Source organism: Allobosea sp. UNC402CLCol (genome assembly GCF_000745475.1).
GTDB classification, from domain to species: Bacteria; Pseudomonadota; Alphaproteobacteria; order Rhizobiales; family Beijerinckiaceae; genus Allobosea; species Allobosea spartocytisi.
Window position 1 is genome coordinate 594,134 of the sequence record NZ_JQJJ01000008.1, and the last position, 15,811, is coordinate 609,944.

A 15,811-nucleotide genomic window follows, 5' to 3' on the forward strand; every position below is an offset into this window, starting at 1 on the left:
CGGGAGATTTAGGGACAAAGGCCGCATGCGTCCAGCAGCACGGATGTCATGGCTGCCCCGCACCGAAACCGGCCCGCTTCAGCCGCTGGATGGCGAGGTCGAGCGCCTGCAGGAAGGCGGAACGGTCCTTTTGCGAGAAGGGCTTCGGCCCGCCACCCGCCACGCCCATGGCGCGCAGATCCTCCATCATGTCGCGGGTCGCCAGCGCCATGCCGATCGAGGCCTCGGTGAACGGCTTGCCGGTCGGCCCAATGACCTCGGCGCCGGCCTTGATGCAGCGATCGGCGAGCGGAATATCGGCGGTGATCACGATCGCCCCCCGTGAGACGCGTTCCGCGATCCAGTCATCGGCAGCATCGAAATTGCCGGGAACGGTGACGCGCTCGATCCAGGGCTCGCGCGGCACGTTGAGGAAGCTGTTGGCGACGACGAAGACGTGCAGGCCATGGCGGCCGGCAACGCGATAGACCTCGTCCTTCACCGGACAGGCATCGGCATCGACATAAACAGCGATCGGTTCGGCAGGGCTCGTCATGAGCCGGGCTTCGCATACCCGACCTGCAAGGGCAAACGGCTCACAATTCATGACGCTTCTGCAAAACATCAAGCAGTTGCGCTTGCGATCATCGCCGCCGAGTCATAAACCACGCGCGCGCCCTGCCGGGCGCTCATCCTCCCGCTCCTCCGGAGATCAGTCCCATGGCCTTTCTTGCCGAAGCCCTGAAGCGCGTGAAGCCGTCTGCGACCATCACGATCACGCAGAAGGCCCGCGATCTGAAAGCCCAGGGCAAGGACGTGATCTCGCTCTCCGTGGGCGAGCCCGATTTCGACACGCCGGACAATATCAAGGAGGCGGCCATCGCCGCGATCCGCCGCGGCGAGACCAAGTACACCCCCGTCGCCGGCATTCCGCAGCTGCGCGAGGCCGTGGCCCGCAAGTTCAAGCGCGAGAACGGCCTCGACTACAAGCCGAGCCAGACCATCGTCGGCACCGGCGGCAAGCATGTCATCTACAATGCCCTGCTCGCCACGCTGAACCCGGGCGACGAGGTCATCTGCGTCTCGCCCTATTGGGTGACCTATCCCGAGATCGTCGCGCTCTGCGGCGGCACCGCGACCTTCGCCCAGACCTATCTGAAGGACAATTTCAAGCTCCAGCCGGAAGCGCTGGAGAAGGCCATCACCCCGAAGACCAAATGGGTGATCCTGAACTCGCCTTCGAACCCCTCGGGCGCCGCCTACACCCATGAGGAGCTCAAGAAGCTCACCGACGTGCTGATGCGCCATCCCCATGTCTGGATCCTGACGGACGACATGTACGAGCATCTCGTCTATGGCGACTTCAAATTCGTCACCCCGGCGCAGATCGAGCCAGCACTCTACGAGCGCACGCTCACCATGAACGGCGTCTCCAAGGCCTATGCGATGACCGGCTGGCGCATCGGCTATGCGGCCGGCCCGCAGCACCTGATCAACGCCATGGACATGGTCCAGGGCCAGCAGACCTCGGGCACCTCGGCGATCTCGCAATGGGCAGCCGTCGAGGCTCTCGACGGCACGCAGGACCATCTGCCGGTGTTCAAGAAGGCCTTCGAGCGTCGCCGCGACCTCGTCGTCTCCATGCTGAACCAGACCCGTGGCCTGAAGTGCCCGATGCCGGAAGGCGCCTTCTACGTCTATCCGGACTGCTCGGAGCTGATCGGCAAGACCATGCCGAACGGCAAGAAGGTCGAGACGGACGAGGACCTCGTGCTGGGCCTGCTCGAGACGGAAGCCGTCGCGGCCGTGCACGGTTCGTCCTTCGGCCTCGGCCCGAACTTCCGCATCTCCTACGCCACCTCGGACGAGAAGCTGGAAGAGGCCTGCCGCCGCATCCAGCGCTTCTGCGCCGAGCTGCGCTGAGCCGCGCGCTCACGGCCCCGGTGTCGCGCTCCTGATCTCGGCGGTCAGGCGTTCGACCCAGGCCAGATAATCCCGCGAGCCGGAGCGGCGAAACGCTTCCCCGGCCCGCTCCAGCAGCTTGAGCGCCTCGTCGCGACACAGCTTCGCTGTCTTCTCCAGATCGGCGTGCCGCCCTTCTTCTCCATCCCCGAGCTGCTTGGCGAGCGCATCGGCGCTACGCGCCTTGGCATCGAGGCTTTTCGCCAGCCGGTAGCGCCCATAATCGGCATCGAGCTTCTCCTGGCCTTCCTCGAAGGCGGCGATCGAGTCCTCCTGGTCGCGCAACGCCGCGTCGTGCAGTGCCAGATCGTTTTCCGCGAACGCCATTCGACTGCGAGCCGCTCCCAGATTCGACTTCGCACGCGCCCAGGATTGTCGGAAGCGAGAGCGGTCGAAGAGCGGCAGGCTCTTCTCGTAGAAGGCAATGCCGCGCTCGAAATCCTTCTTGCTGTTGCTGATCGCACCGCGATCGACATAGGCCGCTCCGAGGTTCTGCCAGAGCCTGCCGGAATCGAAGGACGGTGCCTTGGCGTCCGCCTGAGCGAGTTCCGCCTCATAGGCGACAATCGCCTCGTCGATCAGCGGCAATCGCTCGCCCGCCGGTGCGAAAGCCGAGGCATAGCTGAAGGCGTTGCCGATATCGTTCGCCAGCGAAAAGCGCTCATCCGGATCGATATCGTTCCCCTGTTCCCGGAGCACGTCGCGCAATCGCTCGGCGGCCAGGCGCAGCCGCACCGTGTCGTTGAACCATCGCCCGGCATTGACGAGGCTGCGGCCGGACTGACGCAGATTGGAGAGGCGGCATTGCCGTTCGCCATCGGGACAGAAGGCTGCGGTAACCAGCCAGAGCTCGGAGGCAATATCGTGCAGCCGCCCATCATCGGACTGGTCGGCGAGATCCTCATAGACATGGACCGGTGGCACCGGCCGCGTCTCGAAGGCATCGCTGCGCAGCGCCAGCAGGACGAAACCGTTGGCGTCGCGCACCAGCCGCTCACGCTCGGCAAGCGGTCGCTTCTCCGCCTGGCGCAAGATGGTGGCAGCCTCCAGCATTGCGGCATCGCCGCGTGACTGGGCTTCGTCCTCATCCTGTTCGGCCTTGCCGCCGCAGGCCACGCGGCGCCAATCGTCGGGCGTCGTACCATCTTGCGGCCGGCAGAGAATGTTCTCGGCCGTTGCGCCGTAGCGCAGCAGGGCATCGAGCTGCACCATGCGCTCGCGCCCACCGACACGGATGCGCAACGGGCCGGGTTGCTCTAGATTCTGCATTTCAGCCGGCAACGCTTCAGCGCTGCGAAACGGTCGGCGTGCCAGTTGGGAAACCAGCAGCGCCACCGCCGCCGCGGTCACCACCAGCAAGAAAGCCCGCATGCCCTACCCCGTATCGATCACGCCGCACCACGCTGGCCTCAAGACCACGGCCCGGTCAACGTCACGAAAGGGAAGGTGTTTCGCCGCGTTGCTGCCGGCCCTGGCTCTCTGGGGGGCGATGGCTGGCGGGGCTGCCGCGCAGGGAGCGGGCTCGCCGGCACCGGGCTCCATCACGGTCCAGGAGGCGCATGGAGAGCAATCCGGTGGGCGCCTCCTCCTCGTCGACATCCGGTCTCCGGGCGAGTGGAGCGATACCGGCCTGCCGCAGGGCGCGATCCCGCTCGATGTCGACGCCACGGCCTTCGAGGTCAGGCTGGCGGGGCTGCGTCTCGACCACCCGGCCAAGCGCATCGCCCTGATCGACCGCACCGGCGCACAGGCGGTCGCCACGGCGCAGAAGCTCGGCGGCCGAGGCTGGCGCGATCTCGTGGCAGTGCGGGGAGGCATGCTCGGGCCGGGCGGCTGGCTGGCCGAGAAGCTGCCGGTGGCAGAGTATCGTTAGCGTTGCGTCATGCTCGGGCTTGACCCGAGCATCGCATGCCGCAGAGGGAGCCGGCGCCCTCTCCTGAACGAATTTTCCGGATCTGCGCTGCGCTCCGCCCGAGAATGACGGCAAGGGATCACCCCTCGCCCCGCTCCCTCAGCAAATCCGGCCGCCGTTCGCGCGTGATCCTCTCCGCCTGCTGGCGCCGCCATTTCGCGATGCGGGCATGGTCGCCGGAGAGCAGCGCCTCGGGCAGGCCCCTGCCCTCCCATTCGCGCGGCCGCGTGTAGTGCGGATATTCGAGCAGCCCGTTCTCGAAACTCTCCTCCTCGCCGGAGGCTTCCTTGCCCATCACGCCCGGAATCAGGCGCACACAGGCATCGAGCAGCGTCAGCGCCGCCATCTCGCCGCCGGAGAGGATGTAGTCGCCGATCGAGACCTCGATCAGGTTGCGCCCCTCGATGACGCGCTCATCCACGCCCTCGAAGCGCCCGCAGACGATGACGAGGCCGGGACCGTCAGCCCATTCGCGCACCTGGCGCTGCTGCAAGGGCCGCCCGCGCGGCGACATCAGCAGGCGCGGGCGTTCATCATCGGTCGGCACGGCGGCATCGATGGCCGCCGCCAGCACGTCGCAGCGCAGCACCATGCCGGCCCCGCCACCGGCCGGATTGTCGTCGACATTGCGATGCCGGCCGATGCCGTGCTCGCGGATCTGGTGGGTGTCGAGCGACCACAGCCCCTTGCGCAGCCCCTCGCCCGCCAGCGAGATGCCGAGCGGCCCGGGAAACATCTCCGGATAGAGCGTCAGGATCGAGGCGCGGAAGGGCATGCCGTCAAGCAAAGCGCAGCGCGGGCAACCCGTCCAGCGCGGTGAAATCGTGCGCCGAAGCGATCAGGTTATCATAAGCGGCGAAGGCCTGCGCATCGAGCATGGTGAGCAGCGCCACCGCGCGCATCCCGGCGCGCCGGGCCGCCTCGACGCCATTCGGGGCATCCTCGAAGACGATGCATTCGGTCGCCGGAACACCCATGCGCCGCGCCGCCTCCAGGAAGAGGTCCGGGTTCGGCTTGCCGGGAAAGCCCTGCGAGGGAGAGACGACCGTGACGAAGCGCTCGCGCAGCTTCAGCTTGTCGAGCACCAGATCGACATTGCCCGGAGGAGCGGCGGTGGCGAGCGCCATCGGCACTTTGGCGGCGTCCGCCCGTGCCATCAGCGCAAGCAAGCCGGAGAGCGGCGCGACATGCGGGGCATAATCCTCGCGGTAATAGATTTCCTTGTCGTGCCCGAGCGCGTCGATCCGCGCCGCATCGGCATCCGGGAACAGGGGTGCGAGGATTTCGGCCGAGGCCATGCCGGCGGTCTTCTTGAAGAAGCTGTCGGCGTCGAAAGGCAGGCCGTGCTCGGTCAGGAGTCGCCCCCATGCCGCCTCGTGATAGCGCATGTTGTCGACGACGGTGCCGTCCATGTCGAAGATCAGCGCGCGGGCGGGCTTATCGCTTGGCGTCATCTCTGCGACCATCGTCGGGCTCGAACAATCCTGCGGGCGGCTCGGCCTCGATGCGGCGCGCGGCGATGTCGATGCGCGGCGCGAAGGCCTTGGTGAAGGGCATCAGGACGGAGCGCCCATCCGGCGTCTCGATATCGAGCAGGTCGCCCGCGCCGTAATTCTCGACGGTGGAGACGGTGCCGAGCGGCACGCCATCCGGCCCGATAACGCTGCAACCGATGAGGTCGGCCTGCAGGAACTCGTCCTCATCCTCGGCTGCCGGCAACTTGTCGCGCGAGACGAACAACTCGACGCCGTTCAGCGCCTCGGCTGCCTCGCGCGTGGCCACGCCCTTGAGCCGGGCGACGACGACCTCCTTGGCAGGGCGGATGTCGATGATCTCGAAACTGCGGCCCTTGCCGTCGGTCAGCGGGCCATAATCGGCGATCGCGAGCGGATCGCCGGTGAAGGTCTTGATCCTGACCTCGCCGCGCACGCCATGCGGCGCGCCGACGATACCGAGCAGGACGAGATTGTCGGTGCCAGCCATCATCCGTCATTCCGGGGCGCAGCGAAGCTGCGAGCCCGGAACCCATGAACACCACGATGACCGGAGCACACCGCCACCTTGTCATGAACGACGTGTTCATGGCTTCCGGGCCCGGGCCTGCGGCCCGTCCCGGAATGACGGCAGTGCAGCGTCGAGCTCACGCCTCGGCGGAAGCTTCTTCGGCGGCCGGGGCGGCAGCCTTCTCGGCCTTGGCCGCAGCGCGCTCCTTGGCCTTCTCGCCCGGAACGGCCTTGTTCGGGTTGTTGCGAGCCGGGCGCTTGGCGAGGCCGGCGGCATCGAGGAAGCGCAGGACGCGGTCGGTCGGCTGGGCGCCCTTGGCGAGCCAGGACTGGACCTTCTCGAGGTCGAGCACGACGCGCTCGGCCGAATCCTTCGGCTTCATCGGGTCATAGGAGCCGATCTTCTCGATGAAGCGGCCATCGCGCGGCGAACGGGCGTCGGCGACGACGATGCGGTAATAGGGGCGCTTCTTGGCGCCGCCGCGGGTCAGGCGGATCTTGAGGGACATGGGTCTTCTTCCTTTGGTTGAACGTTGAAGTCGGGTTGAACGGTAAAGGCTATTTCTTCTTGCCGAACGGGCCGCCGCCCAGCCCCGGCAGGCCGCCGCCAAGGCCTGGCAGCTTCGGCATCATGCCGGCCGGCGGGGTGACGCCCTTCGGCAATCCGGGGAACCCGCCCGGCGGCAGCGACGGCAGGCCGCCGCCCGCGCCGAGCTGCTTCTGCAGTTCGGCGAGCTGGGCCGGGTCCATCTTGGAGGGGTCGGGCATGCCCGCGGGCAGACCGCCGCCAAGCCCGAACATGCCGCCGAGCTTGCCCAGCATGCCGCCCTTCTGCTTCTTCATGGCCTTCATCATGTCGGCCATGCCGCGATGCATCTTGAGCAGCTTGTTGATCGCCTCGGGCGAAGTGCCGGAGCCGGCGGCGATGCGCTTCTTGCGGCTGTTCTTGAGCAGGTCGGGATTCCGGCGCTCGGCCGGCGTCATCGAATTGATGATCGCGACCTGACGGGCGATCATCTTGTCGTCGACCTTGGCGGCGGCGAGCTGGTTCTTCATCTGCGCCATGCCGGGCAGCAGGCCCATCACGCCGCCGAAGCCGCCCATCTTCTCCATCTGCTGGAGCTGCATGCGCAAATCGTCGAGGTCGAAATTGCCCTTGGCGAGGCGTTGCGCCAGCGCCTGCGCCTTGTCGGCATCGACCGTCTGCGCCGCCTTCTCGACGAGCGAGACGATGTCGCCCATGCCGAGGATGCGGTTGGCGACGCGCGAGGGATGGAAATCGTCGAGTTCGTCGACCTTTTCGCCGGTGCCGACCAGCTTGATCGGCTTGCCGGTGACGGCGCGCATCGAGAGCGCCGCGCCACCGCGCGAATCGCCGTCCATACGGGTCAGCACGATGCCGGTGAGGCCGACGCGGGCGTCGAAGGCGCGGGCGGTATTGACCGCGTCCTGGCCGGTCAGTGCGTCGGCGACGAGCAGCACCTCATGCGGGCTGGTCGCAGCCTTCACCTGCGCGACCTCTTCCATCAGCGTGTCGTCGAGCGTGACGCGGCCGGCGGTGTCGAGCATGACGACGTCGTAGCCGCCGAGACGGGCGGCCTCGATCGCGCGCCTGGCGATCTGCACGGCCGACTGGCCGGCGACGATCGGCAGCGTCTGCACGCCGACCTGGGTGCCGAGAATGGCGAGCTGTTCCATGGCGGCCGGGCGTCGCGTATCGAGCGACGCCATCAGCACCTTCTTCTTGTTGCGCTCGGTCAGGCGCTTGGCGATCTTCGCCGTAGAGGTGGTTTTACCGGAGCCCTGCAGACCGACCATCAGGATCGGCACCGGCGGCACGGCGTCGAAGCCGATGCCCTCGCCCTCCCCGCCCAGCGTGTCGATCAGGACGTCGTTGACGATCTTGATGACCTGCTGGCCGGGCGTGACCGACTTCAGCACCTCGGCGCCGACGGCGCGCTCGCGCACCTTGTCGGTAAACGAGCGCACGACCTCGAGCGCGACATCGGCCTCGAGCAGCGCGCGGCGAACCTCGCGCAGCGCGGCGTTGACGTCCTCCTCGGTCAGCGAACCCCGGCGGGTCAGCCCCGAAAGGATGCCGGAGAGTCTTTCGCTCAGCGTGCCGAACATGCGGACCTGCCTGCTTTGCCTCAAGGAACCGTCACAGCCGGAACCTCATCGCCAAACGGTTTCGCGCCCGAGGGCGCAAGCGCGCTGTCGGACGTTGACCTCCGGGCTCATGGAAGCATGATGCGGCCCGGTCGGCGGATGTGGTTTCGGCGATGTCGGCGAAACGGATGGCGCTCTTAAAGCGGAAGAATGTGGCGAAAGTCAAGGTTGTGGGCGTTCGTGCCGTCACCGGCCACCTCTCGCTCATGGGAATAATGGCGTTCGGCCCCAGAATGGCCCTGATCTGACGGCATCGCATCGCGCCCCCAATCGAGCCGAGCCCATGAAGACCGTGATCGCCCCGCCGCTGCTGGCCCTCACCCTCCTCCTTGCCGGCTGCGCGGGCGAGCCCCGCCGCGAAGGCCCGCTCGATCCCCGCATGGTCGAGCGGCTCAACGCCGTCTCCCTCGATCCGGCGCAGGCAGGGCGCATCCTCAACGCCTATCGCGCCAGCCTCGGCCTCGGACCTGTCCGGCCCGATCCGCGATTGATGGCGATGGCCCAGCGCCAGGCCGACGCCATGGTCGCGAAGAACGCCCTCTCCCATGACGCCGGCGGCGGCTTCGCGGGCCGCGTCGAGGCGGCCGGCCTCGACTCCGCCCGCGTCGCGGAAAATCTCGGCGGTGGCTATTTCTCCGTCGAAGAAGCCTTCGAGGGCTGGCGCAAATCCCCCGGCCACGACGCCAATCTGCGGATGAAGGAGGCGACGCGCTACGGCATCGCGCTCTCCAAGGATCCGCGCACGAGCTACCGCGCCTGGTGGGTGCTGGTCGTCGCAGCCGAACCGGAGCCGCGCGTAACCTTGGGTTACGGTGACAGGATGCCGCAACCTCGGTAACGGAGGGCGTCCCTTAATCGATTGCGAGCGCAACGATGCCTACCCGCCTCCTGATACCTTGTGCCATCGCCGTGTCCGCCGCCTTTGCCGGCCTGAACGGAGCCCAGGCGCAGCCCTGCTCCACCAATTTCACCAGCGCCGGCGTGCCGATGCTGTCGGAGATCACCTATCGCACCTGGGACCTGGTCAAGAGCCCGCCGGCCAAGGCCATCAATGGCGCCGCCCGCGCCGTGTCCGCCGAAGGTTTTGGCGGGATCCGCGTCGACAAGGCGACCAACACGCTCACCGCCCTTCAGGACGGTGCCGGCTCGGGCCGCCTGCAATCGCTGCGCATCACCGCCCGCAAGAGCGGCGGCGCCACCCGCCTCGATCTCGTTTTCACCGTCCAGGCAGGCCAGATCGGCCATGAGGGCGAGGTCCGCCGCGGCTTCTGCAACTTTGTCGACGCCGCTCGCGGCTGACCTCTTTACAAGCACCCGCTTCTGGTGATGGTTCTGGTTTTCAGGGAGCCATCATCATGACCTTCGAAGCCTGGGCCGCCTTCGCCGCCGCCACCGCCGTCCTCCTCGTCATCCCCGGGCCGACGATCCTGCTCGTCATCTCCTATGCGCTCGGCCAGGGCTGGCGCACGGCCTTCCCGATCGCGGTCGGCGTCGCGCTGGGCGACTTCACCGCCATGACCCTTTCGATGCTCGGCGTCGGCGCCCTGCTCGCAACATCAGCCATGATCTTCACCGCGCTGAAATGGATCGGCGCGGCCTATCTGATCTGGCTCGGCATCAAGCTCTTCCGCGCCGGCGGCACGCTGGATGCCAAGCCGCGCGAGGATGCCGCCCCTGCCTGGAAGATGCTCGGCCATGCCTGGCTCGTGACGGCGCTGAACCCGAAGAGCATCACCTTCTTCGTCGCCTTCCTCCCCCAGTTCCTCGACACCAAGGGCGATTTCTGGATGCAGATGCTGATCTTCGAGACGACCTTCATCGGCCTCGCCTTCGCCAACGCCATGGGCTACGCGCTGATCGCCTCCCGGGCTCGCGCCGTGGTGAGCAATCCGCGCGCCATCGGCCTGTTCAACAAGGCCGGCGGCACGCTGCTCATCGGCGCCGGCGTCGCGACGGTGGCGATCCGCTCCGGCAGCAACTGAAGGCCACCGCCTTACAGAAGTAATACTGCCGTAGGCGGTCTTGATCGAACGTCACGACCGCCTACTTCTACCGGGCCATGAACCGCCGCAAACTCCTCTCCTTCCTCGGTCTCGGTGCCTTGCTGGCCTCGACCGGCGCGGCCTGGGCCGCGATCTCCCGCTCGCGCAACCCCTATTACCAAGGGCCCGTCAGCGACCATTTCGACGGCCTCCTTTTCAGCGACGGCCGCACGGTCAGCAAAGGGCTGATGGACGTGCTGCGCTGGCAGACCGGCAAGCGCGAGCGCGAAGCCTTCCCGCCGCAATACGCCGCGCCTGTACAGGACAAGCCGCCGGCGCGAGTCGAGGGCGTGCGCATCGTCCATCTCGGCCACGCATCCTTCCTCTACCAGATCGCCGGCCTCAACCTGCTGATCGACCCGGTCTATTCGGAGCGCGCCAGCCCCTTCACCTTCCTCGGGCCGAAGCGCGTCAACGCGCCCGGCGTCGCCTTCGACGACCTGCCGAAGATCGACGCGGTCCTGATCACCCACAATCATTACGACCATCTCGATATCGAGACGCTGGCGCGGATCCACCATCGCGACCGGCCGCGGATGATCATGCCGCTCGGCAACGACACCATCGTCAGGGCCCGCATCCCCGATGCCCGCACCGAGGCGCATGACTGGGACGCCCGGTTGCAGCTCTCCGAGGCCGTCGCCGTCACGCTGGTGCCGACCTATCACTGGTCGGCGCGCGGCGCCTTCGACCGGCGCATGGCGCTGTGGTGCTCCTTCATCCTCGAAACCGGCGGCGCGAAACTCTTCCATGTCGGCGACACCGGCTATCATGACGGCTCGCTCTATGAGCGGCTCGGCCGTGACCATGGCCCGTTCAGCCTCGCCGTGCTGCCGATCGGCGCCTATGAGCCGCGCTGGTTCATGTCGGACAACCACATGAACCCGGAAGAGGCGGTGAAGGTCATGCAGGCGCTTCGCGCCGAGGCGGCCATCGGCCACCACTGGGGTACCTTCCAGCTCACCGACGAGGGCGTCGAGCGCCCGCCCGAGGCGCTGAAGGCGGCGCTGGCTGCCGCTGGCTTGCCGGAAGAGCGCTTCCGGCCGATGCGGCCGGGCCTGAGCTGGAGCGCGTGACGCCCCGCCTTATTTCGGCTGGACGTAGACGTTGATCTCCAGATTCGGATCGCCCGGATCATTGAGATCGCTGACATATTCCTCGAGGAAGGCGTCCTTCACGACGATGCTCTTCGCCTCCAGATAGGCGGTGATCGTCTCATAGGTGGAATCGATGTCGTCATAAGGCGCCTGATGCAGGAAGCGCAGCGCCGCCCCGGCGGGCGAGGTCGACATCTTGAAATCGGCGCCGAGCGAAGGCGCCTGACCGCCCGGCGGGATCGCGACCGGCAGCATCGCATCGAAACGGAAGCCTTCATCCGTCGTTTCGACGAAGAGCGTCAGCGGCCGGCCGGCGGCGGAGAGCCCCGCCTTCTGCGCCTCGGCCCGCAACGCCTTGAAGCTGTCGGAGAGCTTCTGGAAGCCCTGATCCCATGTCGCCTGCCCTGACAGGAGAAGCACGGGCTTGGGCGAGAGCGTCACCTCCGCGACATCGCTCGTATCGGAGCCTTTGCCGGCCAGCGTGGAATTCGGGTCGGGCACGCCGGTCTGCTGTTGCTGCGGGACGGGCGGCAGCGGCTGGCCCGGCGCCGGCAGGGTCGGCGGCGGCTGCACCGGCTGCGGCTCCAGCGGAAGCTGTGGCGTCGGCGCAGGCTGCACCGGCTGCGGCGTCACCGGAAAGGGCGGCGGCGGCGCGGGCTGGACCGGCTGCGGAGAGGGCTGCGAATCGGGAACCGCTGCGGGCGGGCCCTGATTGGGGGCCGACGGCACCTGTACCGGGGTCGCGCCAGGCGGCGGGGCAAGCGGCGCCGACTGGACGGCGGAAGGCGGAGCAACCGTCGCCTGGGCGAAGGCCATCGACACGGCACCGGCCATGCCGGTGCAGGCCAGAACACAAATCCGGAAATACCGCATCGTCACGGCCCTAGCTTCTCGCGATTCGCGCCCTTGCAGCGCAGCATAGAATGTCCACCTTCTCTCAGGAACGGGGACGAGGGTGGCTTTTTCACGTCGCCTCCGTCATAGACCCGTTATTCATGGGACGTGTGACCAAATGAACGCTCTGGCCAATCGCCGGTTCCTGAAGATGAACGGGCTCGGCAACCAGATCACCGTGCTCGACCTGCGCGGTACCAAGCTCCTGGTGAGTGCTGACGACGCGCGCGCCATCGCCGCCGAGCCGCGCGCCCGCTTCGACCAGCTCATGGTGCTGCACGATCCCCAGGTCGCGGGCACCGATGCCTTCGTGCGCATCTACAACATCGACGGCTCCGAGGCCGGCGCCTGCGGCAACGGCACGCGCTGCGTCGCCTGGGCGATGGTCGCCGACCCCGAGATGGGCGACCCCGCCAGGACCAGCCTGACCTTGCAGACCAAGGCCGGCCTGCTGCCGGTCAGGCGCGAGAGCGAGACGATCTTCACCGTCGATATGGGCGCCCCGCGCCTCGCCTGGGACGAGATCCCGCTCGCCGAGCCCTTCGAGGATACCAGCCGCTTCGAATTGCAGATCGGCCCGATCGACGACCCGATCCTGCACACGCCCTGCGCCGTCAATATGGGCAATCCCCATGCGGTCTTCTTCGTCGAGGACCCCTATGCCTACAATCTCGCGCAGATCGGCCCATTGCTCGAGAACCACCCGATCTTCCCCGACCGCGCCAATATCGAGCTCGCCGCGGTCAAGGCGCCCGACCATATCGTGCTGCGTGTCTGGGAACGCGGCGCCGGCATCACCCAGGCCTGCGGCTCGGGCGCCTGCGCGGCGCTGGTCGCCGCAGTGCGCCGTGAGCTATCAGCCCGCAAGGCCGTGGTCAGCCTGCCGGGCGGCGATCTCACCATCGAATGGCGCGAGAGCGATGGCCACGTCCTGATGACAGGCGCGGCCGAATTTGAGTGGGAAGGCACACTCGATCCGTCCCTGTTCGAGAGCGCCGCCTGATGGGGGCCAAGCATTTTTGAGCGAAGTGGACACCGGTTCGCGTGAAGAAAATGCGAGAAGACAAAGGATCAGAGCATTTCCCCGTTTCGGAGAAACGGGGAAATGCTCTGGAGGTCGTTACCTTCGGCTGCCGCCTCAATATCGTCGAAAGCGAGGCGCTCAGGCTCCAGGCGGAAGCCGCCGGGCTGAAACACGCCGCGATCGTCAACTCCTGCGCCGTCACCGCCGAGGCGACCCGGCAGGCCCGTCAGGCCATCCGCCGCCTCAAGCGCGAGCAGCCGGACCGGCCCGTCATCGTCACCGGCTGCGCCGCGCAGATCGAGCCGGCCCGCTTTGCCGCCATGCCCGAGGCCGACCGCGTCCTCGGCAATGACGAGAAGCTGCGGCCGGAGAGCTGGGAGGCGCTTGCCCGTTCCAACAGCCTCGGCGGCGAGCAGGCCTTGCCTGCCGACAAGCTCGCAGTGGGCGACATCATGGCCCATGCGACCATGCGTGCGGCGCCGACGGGCCGCTTCGCCGGGCATACGCGCGGTTTCGTGCAGGTGCAGAACGGCTGCGACCATCGCTGCACCTTCTGCGTCATCCCCTTCGGCCGGGGCCATTCGCGCTCGCTGCCGGCGGGCGATGTCCTTGCCCAGTGCCGACGTCTCGTCGAGGCCGGCGCGCGCGAGATCGTCCTGACCGGCGTCGATCTCACCAGCTATGGCCGCGACCTGCTCGGCAAGCCGACGCTCGGCACGCTCGCCACGGACATCCTGCGCGAAATCCCGGAGCTCCGGCGGCTACGCCTCTCCTCGATCGATGCGGTCGAGGTCGACGATGCCCTGCGCGATCTCATCGCCACGGAAGCGCGATTGATGCCGCATCTGCACCTGTCGCTGCAGCATGGCGACGACCTCATCCTCAAGCGCATGAAGCGCCGGCATAGCCGTAGCGACGCAATCCGCTTCTGTGACGAGATGCGGCGCCTGCGCCCCAACATCGTCTTCGGCGCCGACCTCATCGCCGGCTTCCCGACAGAGGATGAGGCGATGTTCGCCCGCTCGCTGTCCCTCATCGAGGAATGCGGGCTCAGCTTCGTCCATGTCTTTCCCTATTCGGCAAGGCCCGAAACGCCGGCCGCGCGCATGCCGCAACTGCCTGGCGAGATCGTGACGGAGCGGGCATCGAGGCTGCGTGCGGCCGCCGCGACGGCTCAGCAGCGGCACCTCGCGGCCCGGATGGGCCGGGCGCTCTCGGTGCTGACCGAGCGCGGCAAGACCGGCCGCGCCGAGGATTTCACGCTCGTCCGGTTCGCAAGCGAGATCGAAGCGGGGCGGATCGTCTCGGTCACCGGCCATGCCAGCGACGGCCGTGCCTTGCTGGCCGCCTGAAGAGCCGAAACAAAGAGAAATAGCCGCCTCGGTCGCCGATGGGAGGAGGGAGTGACCGAGGCGGCAGAGCCGTGCCGGCAGCGGCAGACTCGAGGGGTTAGACGCGCCCGCGCCGTAAAAGGTTCAAATGCCCCGAGAAAATTCCTCGCGCAAACCCCTCGCATCGCGCGCCCTAACCGTCCCGCTGACACGCTGCACCTGATTGTTGCAGTAACCGCGCGGATTCCACGGCGGTTCGAGCGGCTGACAATTCCCGGCCGTATCCCGGGCGCGGGCCATGATCGTGAGCGGCCCGGGCGCCACGGCCGGCAGACGGATCTCGAAACGGCGCCAGCCGAACGGGCCCTCGCCCGGTTCGAGCGCGACCTCGTCCCAACGGCTTCCGCCGTCGCAGGAGAGCTCGACTGCGGCAAGCGGAATGGCGCCGCTCCAGGCGAAGCCGGCGACCGCGACCATCTCGCCCGCCGCCACGGTGAAGCCATTCGTCGGGCGGGTGATCAGCGACTTCACCGGCATGTCGGTGATCACGGCGAAATGGGTGGGATCGAGCGGCTCGCCCGGCCGCAGCGCATGGATCGGCAGGCGGTAATCCGTGCCGCGCATCTTCTCGCCGTCATGTTCCTGCGTCCGCAGGCTGATGCGGTTCAGCCATTTCTGCCAGGCCGAGCCGGGATAGCCCGGCGCGACGATGCGCAGCGGCCCGCCATGCAGGCGCGGCAGGGGCTCATCGTTCATGGCGAAGGCGATCAGCGTCTCCGGTGCCAGCGCCTTGGCGATCGGCAGGCCGCGCGACAGGGCCTCCTTCTCCGGCTTGCCGATCTGCCGGTCGGGCGCGAAATGGGCGGTATAGACGGCGCCCGGTCTTACGCCCGCATGGTTCAGCACATCGGCGAGCCTGACCCCGGTCCAGCGCGCACAGCCGACCGCGCCGAGCCGCCACGGCAACCCGTCGGTCGCGGGCAAGAATTGGGCGCGGCCGTTGCCGGCGCATTCCAGCACGGCAGTCTCGGTGACCGTCTCGAAAGCCTCCCGCAGCGCCGGCAGCGTCCAGACGGCCGGACGCTCGACCTCACCGTCGATCGTCAGCGTCCACGAGCCTTCATCGGCGATGTCCGGAAGCTCGCCATTGTTGCGGATGAAGAAGGCGCTGACCGGCGTGATCGCCTCGTCGAGGAGATCGAGCGCCGGCTCGGCGTTCAGGGCCTCCTCGTCATGGACGTAGAGCCCCGGCTTCAGCCGGCGCAGCAAGGGCAGTTCGATAAGGCGGCGTGGCAAGCGAGAACGGTCTCCGGCGACAGCGGCCGGACAGACAACACGCTGTTCCGCCCTCTGTCGACTGCCCGGCGGCGCTTGGCAGCTTCCCGGACGCCGCAAGCA

17 protein-coding genes are annotated in these 15,811 nt (G+C 67.6%); 8 read left to right on the forward strand and 9 right to left on the reverse strand.

Features of this window, described 5'->3' with window-relative positions:
- Positions 1-46: 46 nt before the first annotated feature.
- Positions 47-535, reverse strand: a complete 489-nt coding sequence (locus GY40_RS04825) for a YaiI/YqxD family protein (RefSeq protein WP_038359089.1) — start codon at positions 533-535, stop codon at positions 47-49.
- A gap of 164 nt (positions 536-699) precedes the next feature.
- On the opposite strand from GY40_RS04825, the gene GY40_RS04830 reads away from it, so the two are divergent.
- On the forward strand, positions 700-1,902 hold the full coding sequence (locus GY40_RS04830; RefSeq protein ID WP_038359090.1) for a pyridoxal phosphate-dependent aminotransferase: 1,203 nt from the start codon (positions 700-702) through the stop codon (positions 1,900-1,902).
- A gap of 9 nt (positions 1,903-1,911) precedes the next feature.
- Here the strand turns inward: GY40_RS04830 and GY40_RS04835 are convergent, their stop codons facing one another.
- On the reverse strand, positions 1,912-3,312 hold the full coding sequence (locus tag GY40_RS04835; RefSeq protein WP_156115868.1) for a hypothetical protein: 1,401 nt from the start codon (positions 3,310-3,312) through the stop codon (positions 1,912-1,914).
- On the opposite strand from GY40_RS04835, the gene GY40_RS04840 reads away from it, so the two are divergent.
- On the forward strand, positions 3,311-3,814 hold the full coding sequence (locus GY40_RS04840) for a rhodanese-like domain-containing protein (protein WP_156115869.1): 504 nt from the start codon (positions 3,311-3,313) through the stop codon (positions 3,812-3,814). The two genes, GY40_RS04835 and GY40_RS04840, sit on opposite strands and share 2 nt — an antisense overlap.
- Positions 3,815-3,932: 118 nt before the next feature.
- On the opposite strand, the gene trmD is transcribed toward GY40_RS04840, so the two are convergent.
- The 5 genes from trmD to ffh all read right to left on the reverse strand — a co-directional run bounded on the left by trmD (position 3,933) and on the right by ffh (position 7,986).
- A complete protein-coding gene (gene trmD, locus GY40_RS04845; protein ID WP_038360105.1) occupies positions 3,933-4,628 on the reverse strand; it encodes a tRNA (guanosine(37)-N1)-methyltransferase TrmD in 696 nt (231 codons plus the stop codon).
- Positions 4,629-4,632: 4 nt separating this feature from the next.
- Positions 4,633-5,307, reverse strand: a complete 675-nt coding sequence (locus tag GY40_RS04850) for an HAD family hydrolase (protein WP_038359096.1) — start codon at positions 5,305-5,307, stop codon at positions 4,633-4,635.
- Positions 5,291-5,836 (reverse strand): ribosome maturation factor RimM, encoded by a 546-nt coding sequence (gene rimM / locus GY40_RS04855; RefSeq protein WP_038360108.1) that lies wholly within the window; start codon positions 5,834-5,836, stop codon positions 5,291-5,293. The genes GY40_RS04850 and rimM overlap by 17 nt, the downstream gene beginning before the upstream one ends.
- 157 nt (positions 5,837-5,993) lie before the next feature.
- The gene (gene rpsP, locus GY40_RS04860; RefSeq protein WP_038359098.1) at positions 5,994-6,365 is read right to left on the reverse strand and encodes a 30S ribosomal protein S16; all 372 of its coding nucleotides are present in this window, start codon (positions 6,363-6,365) and stop codon (positions 5,994-5,996) included.
- Between the two features lie 49 nt (positions 6,366-6,414).
- Positions 6,415-7,986: a signal recognition particle protein gene (gene ffh / locus GY40_RS04865; protein WP_038359099.1), complete on the reverse strand. Its 1,572-nt coding sequence runs from the start codon at positions 7,984-7,986 to the stop codon at positions 6,415-6,417.
- 322 nt (positions 7,987-8,308) lie between these two features.
- Between ffh and GY40_RS04870 the strand changes: the two genes are divergently transcribed.
- From GY40_RS04870 to GY40_RS04885, 4 genes are all read left to right on the forward strand, one after another.
- Positions 8,309-8,863, forward strand: coding sequence for a CAP domain-containing protein (locus GY40_RS04870; protein ID WP_051987516.1), 555 nt, complete (start codon positions 8,309-8,311; stop codon positions 8,861-8,863).
- A 35-nt stretch (positions 8,864-8,898) separates the two neighbouring features.
- Positions 8,899-9,324, forward strand: coding sequence for a hypothetical protein (locus tag GY40_RS04875; protein WP_156115870.1), 426 nt, complete (start codon positions 8,899-8,901; stop codon positions 9,322-9,324).
- 56 nt (positions 9,325-9,380) lie between these two features.
- Positions 9,381-10,007 (forward strand): LysE family translocator, encoded by a 627-nt coding sequence (locus GY40_RS04880; protein ID WP_038359102.1) that lies wholly within the window; start codon positions 9,381-9,383, stop codon positions 10,005-10,007.
- Positions 10,008-10,084: 77 nt separating this feature from the next.
- Positions 10,085-11,143, forward strand: coding sequence for an MBL fold metallo-hydrolase (locus tag GY40_RS04885; RefSeq protein ID WP_038359104.1), 1,059 nt, complete (start codon positions 10,085-10,087; stop codon positions 11,141-11,143).
- Between the two features lie 9 nt (positions 11,144-11,152).
- Here the strand turns inward: GY40_RS04885 and GY40_RS04890 are convergent, their stop codons facing one another.
- Positions 11,153-12,037 (reverse strand): GyrI-like domain-containing protein, encoded by an 885-nt coding sequence (locus GY40_RS04890; protein WP_248311116.1) that lies wholly within the window; start codon positions 12,035-12,037, stop codon positions 11,153-11,155.
- A gap of 139 nt (positions 12,038-12,176) precedes the next feature.
- Between GY40_RS04890 and dapF the strand changes: the two genes are divergently transcribed.
- Positions 12,177-13,061, forward strand: coding sequence for a diaminopimelate epimerase (gene dapF / locus GY40_RS04895; protein WP_038359106.1), 885 nt, complete (start codon positions 12,177-12,179; stop codon positions 13,059-13,061).
- 50 nt (positions 13,062-13,111) lie between these two features.
- Complete coding sequence (mtaB, locus tag GY40_RS04900) at positions 13,112-14,434, forward strand: tRNA (N(6)-L-threonylcarbamoyladenosine(37)-C(2))-methylthiotransferase MtaB (protein ID WP_051987518.1); 1,323 nt, start codon at positions 13,112-13,114, stop codon at positions 14,432-14,434.
- Positions 14,435-14,557: 123 nt separating this feature from the next.
- Here mtaB and GY40_RS04905 read toward each other — a convergent pair whose 3' ends face one another.
- Positions 14,558-15,709 carry a sulfite oxidase gene (locus GY40_RS04905; RefSeq protein WP_197062697.1) on the reverse strand — a complete coding sequence of 384 codons (1,152 nt, stop codon included), beginning with the start codon at positions 15,707-15,709 and terminating at the stop codon, positions 14,558-14,560.
- Positions 15,710-15,811: the final 102 nt, after the last annotated feature.

What these genes read in the sequence shown, in the direction of transcription:
- GY40_RS04825 (WP_038359089.1), bottom strand. Translation starts at nt 535, where the DNA reads ATGACGAGCCCTGCCGAACCGATCGCTGTTTATGTCGATGCCGATGCC.
- GY40_RS04840 (WP_156115869.1), top strand. Translation starts at nt 3,311, where the DNA reads ATGCCCTACCCCGTATCGATCACGCCGCACCACGCTGGCCTCAAGACC.
- ffh (WP_038359099.1), bottom strand. Translation starts at nt 7,986, where the DNA reads ATGTTCGGCACGCTGAGCGAAAGACTCTCCGGCATCCTTTCGGGGCTG.
- GY40_RS04830 (WP_038359090.1), top strand. Translation starts at nt 700, where the DNA reads ATGGCCTTTCTTGCCGAAGCCCTGAAGCGCGTGAAGCCGTCTGCGACC.
- rpsP (WP_038359098.1), bottom strand. Translation starts at nt 6,365, where the DNA reads ATGTCCCTCAAGATCCGCCTGACCCGCGGCGGCGCCAAGAAGCGCCCC.
- GY40_RS04875 (WP_156115870.1), top strand. Translation starts at nt 8,899, where the DNA reads ATGCCTACCCGCCTCCTGATACCTTGTGCCATCGCCGTGTCCGCCGCC.
- GY40_RS04880 (WP_038359102.1), top strand. Translation starts at nt 9,381, where the DNA reads ATGACCTTCGAAGCCTGGGCCGCCTTCGCCGCCGCCACCGCCGTCCTC.
- GY40_RS04885 (WP_038359104.1), top strand. Translation starts at nt 10,085, where the DNA reads ATGAACCGCCGCAAACTCCTCTCCTTCCTCGGTCTCGGTGCCTTGCTG.
- GY40_RS04890 (WP_248311116.1), bottom strand. Translation starts at nt 12,037, where the DNA reads ATGCGGTATTTCCGGATTTGTGTTCTGGCCTGCACCGGCATGGCCGGT.
- trmD (WP_038360105.1), bottom strand. Translation starts at nt 4,628, where the DNA reads ATGCCCTTCCGCGCCTCGATCCTGACGCTCTATCCGGAGATGTTTCCC.
- dapF (WP_038359106.1), top strand. Translation starts at nt 12,177, where the DNA reads ATGAACGCTCTGGCCAATCGCCGGTTCCTGAAGATGAACGGGCTCGGC.
- mtaB (WP_051987518.1), top strand. Translation starts at nt 13,112, where the DNA reads ATGCGAGAAGACAAAGGATCAGAGCATTTCCCCGTTTCGGAGAAACGG.
- GY40_RS04835 (WP_156115868.1), bottom strand. Translation starts at nt 3,312, where the DNA reads ATGCGGGCTTTCTTGCTGGTGGTGACCGCGGCGGCGGTGGCGCTGCTG.
- GY40_RS04870 (WP_051987516.1), top strand. Translation starts at nt 8,309, where the DNA reads ATGAAGACCGTGATCGCCCCGCCGCTGCTGGCCCTCACCCTCCTCCTT.
- rimM (WP_038360108.1), bottom strand. Translation starts at nt 5,836, where the DNA reads ATGGCTGGCACCGACAATCTCGTCCTGCTCGGTATCGTCGGCGCGCCG.
- GY40_RS04850 (WP_038359096.1), bottom strand. Translation starts at nt 5,307, where the DNA reads ATGACGCCAAGCGATAAGCCCGCCCGCGCGCTGATCTTCGACATGGAC.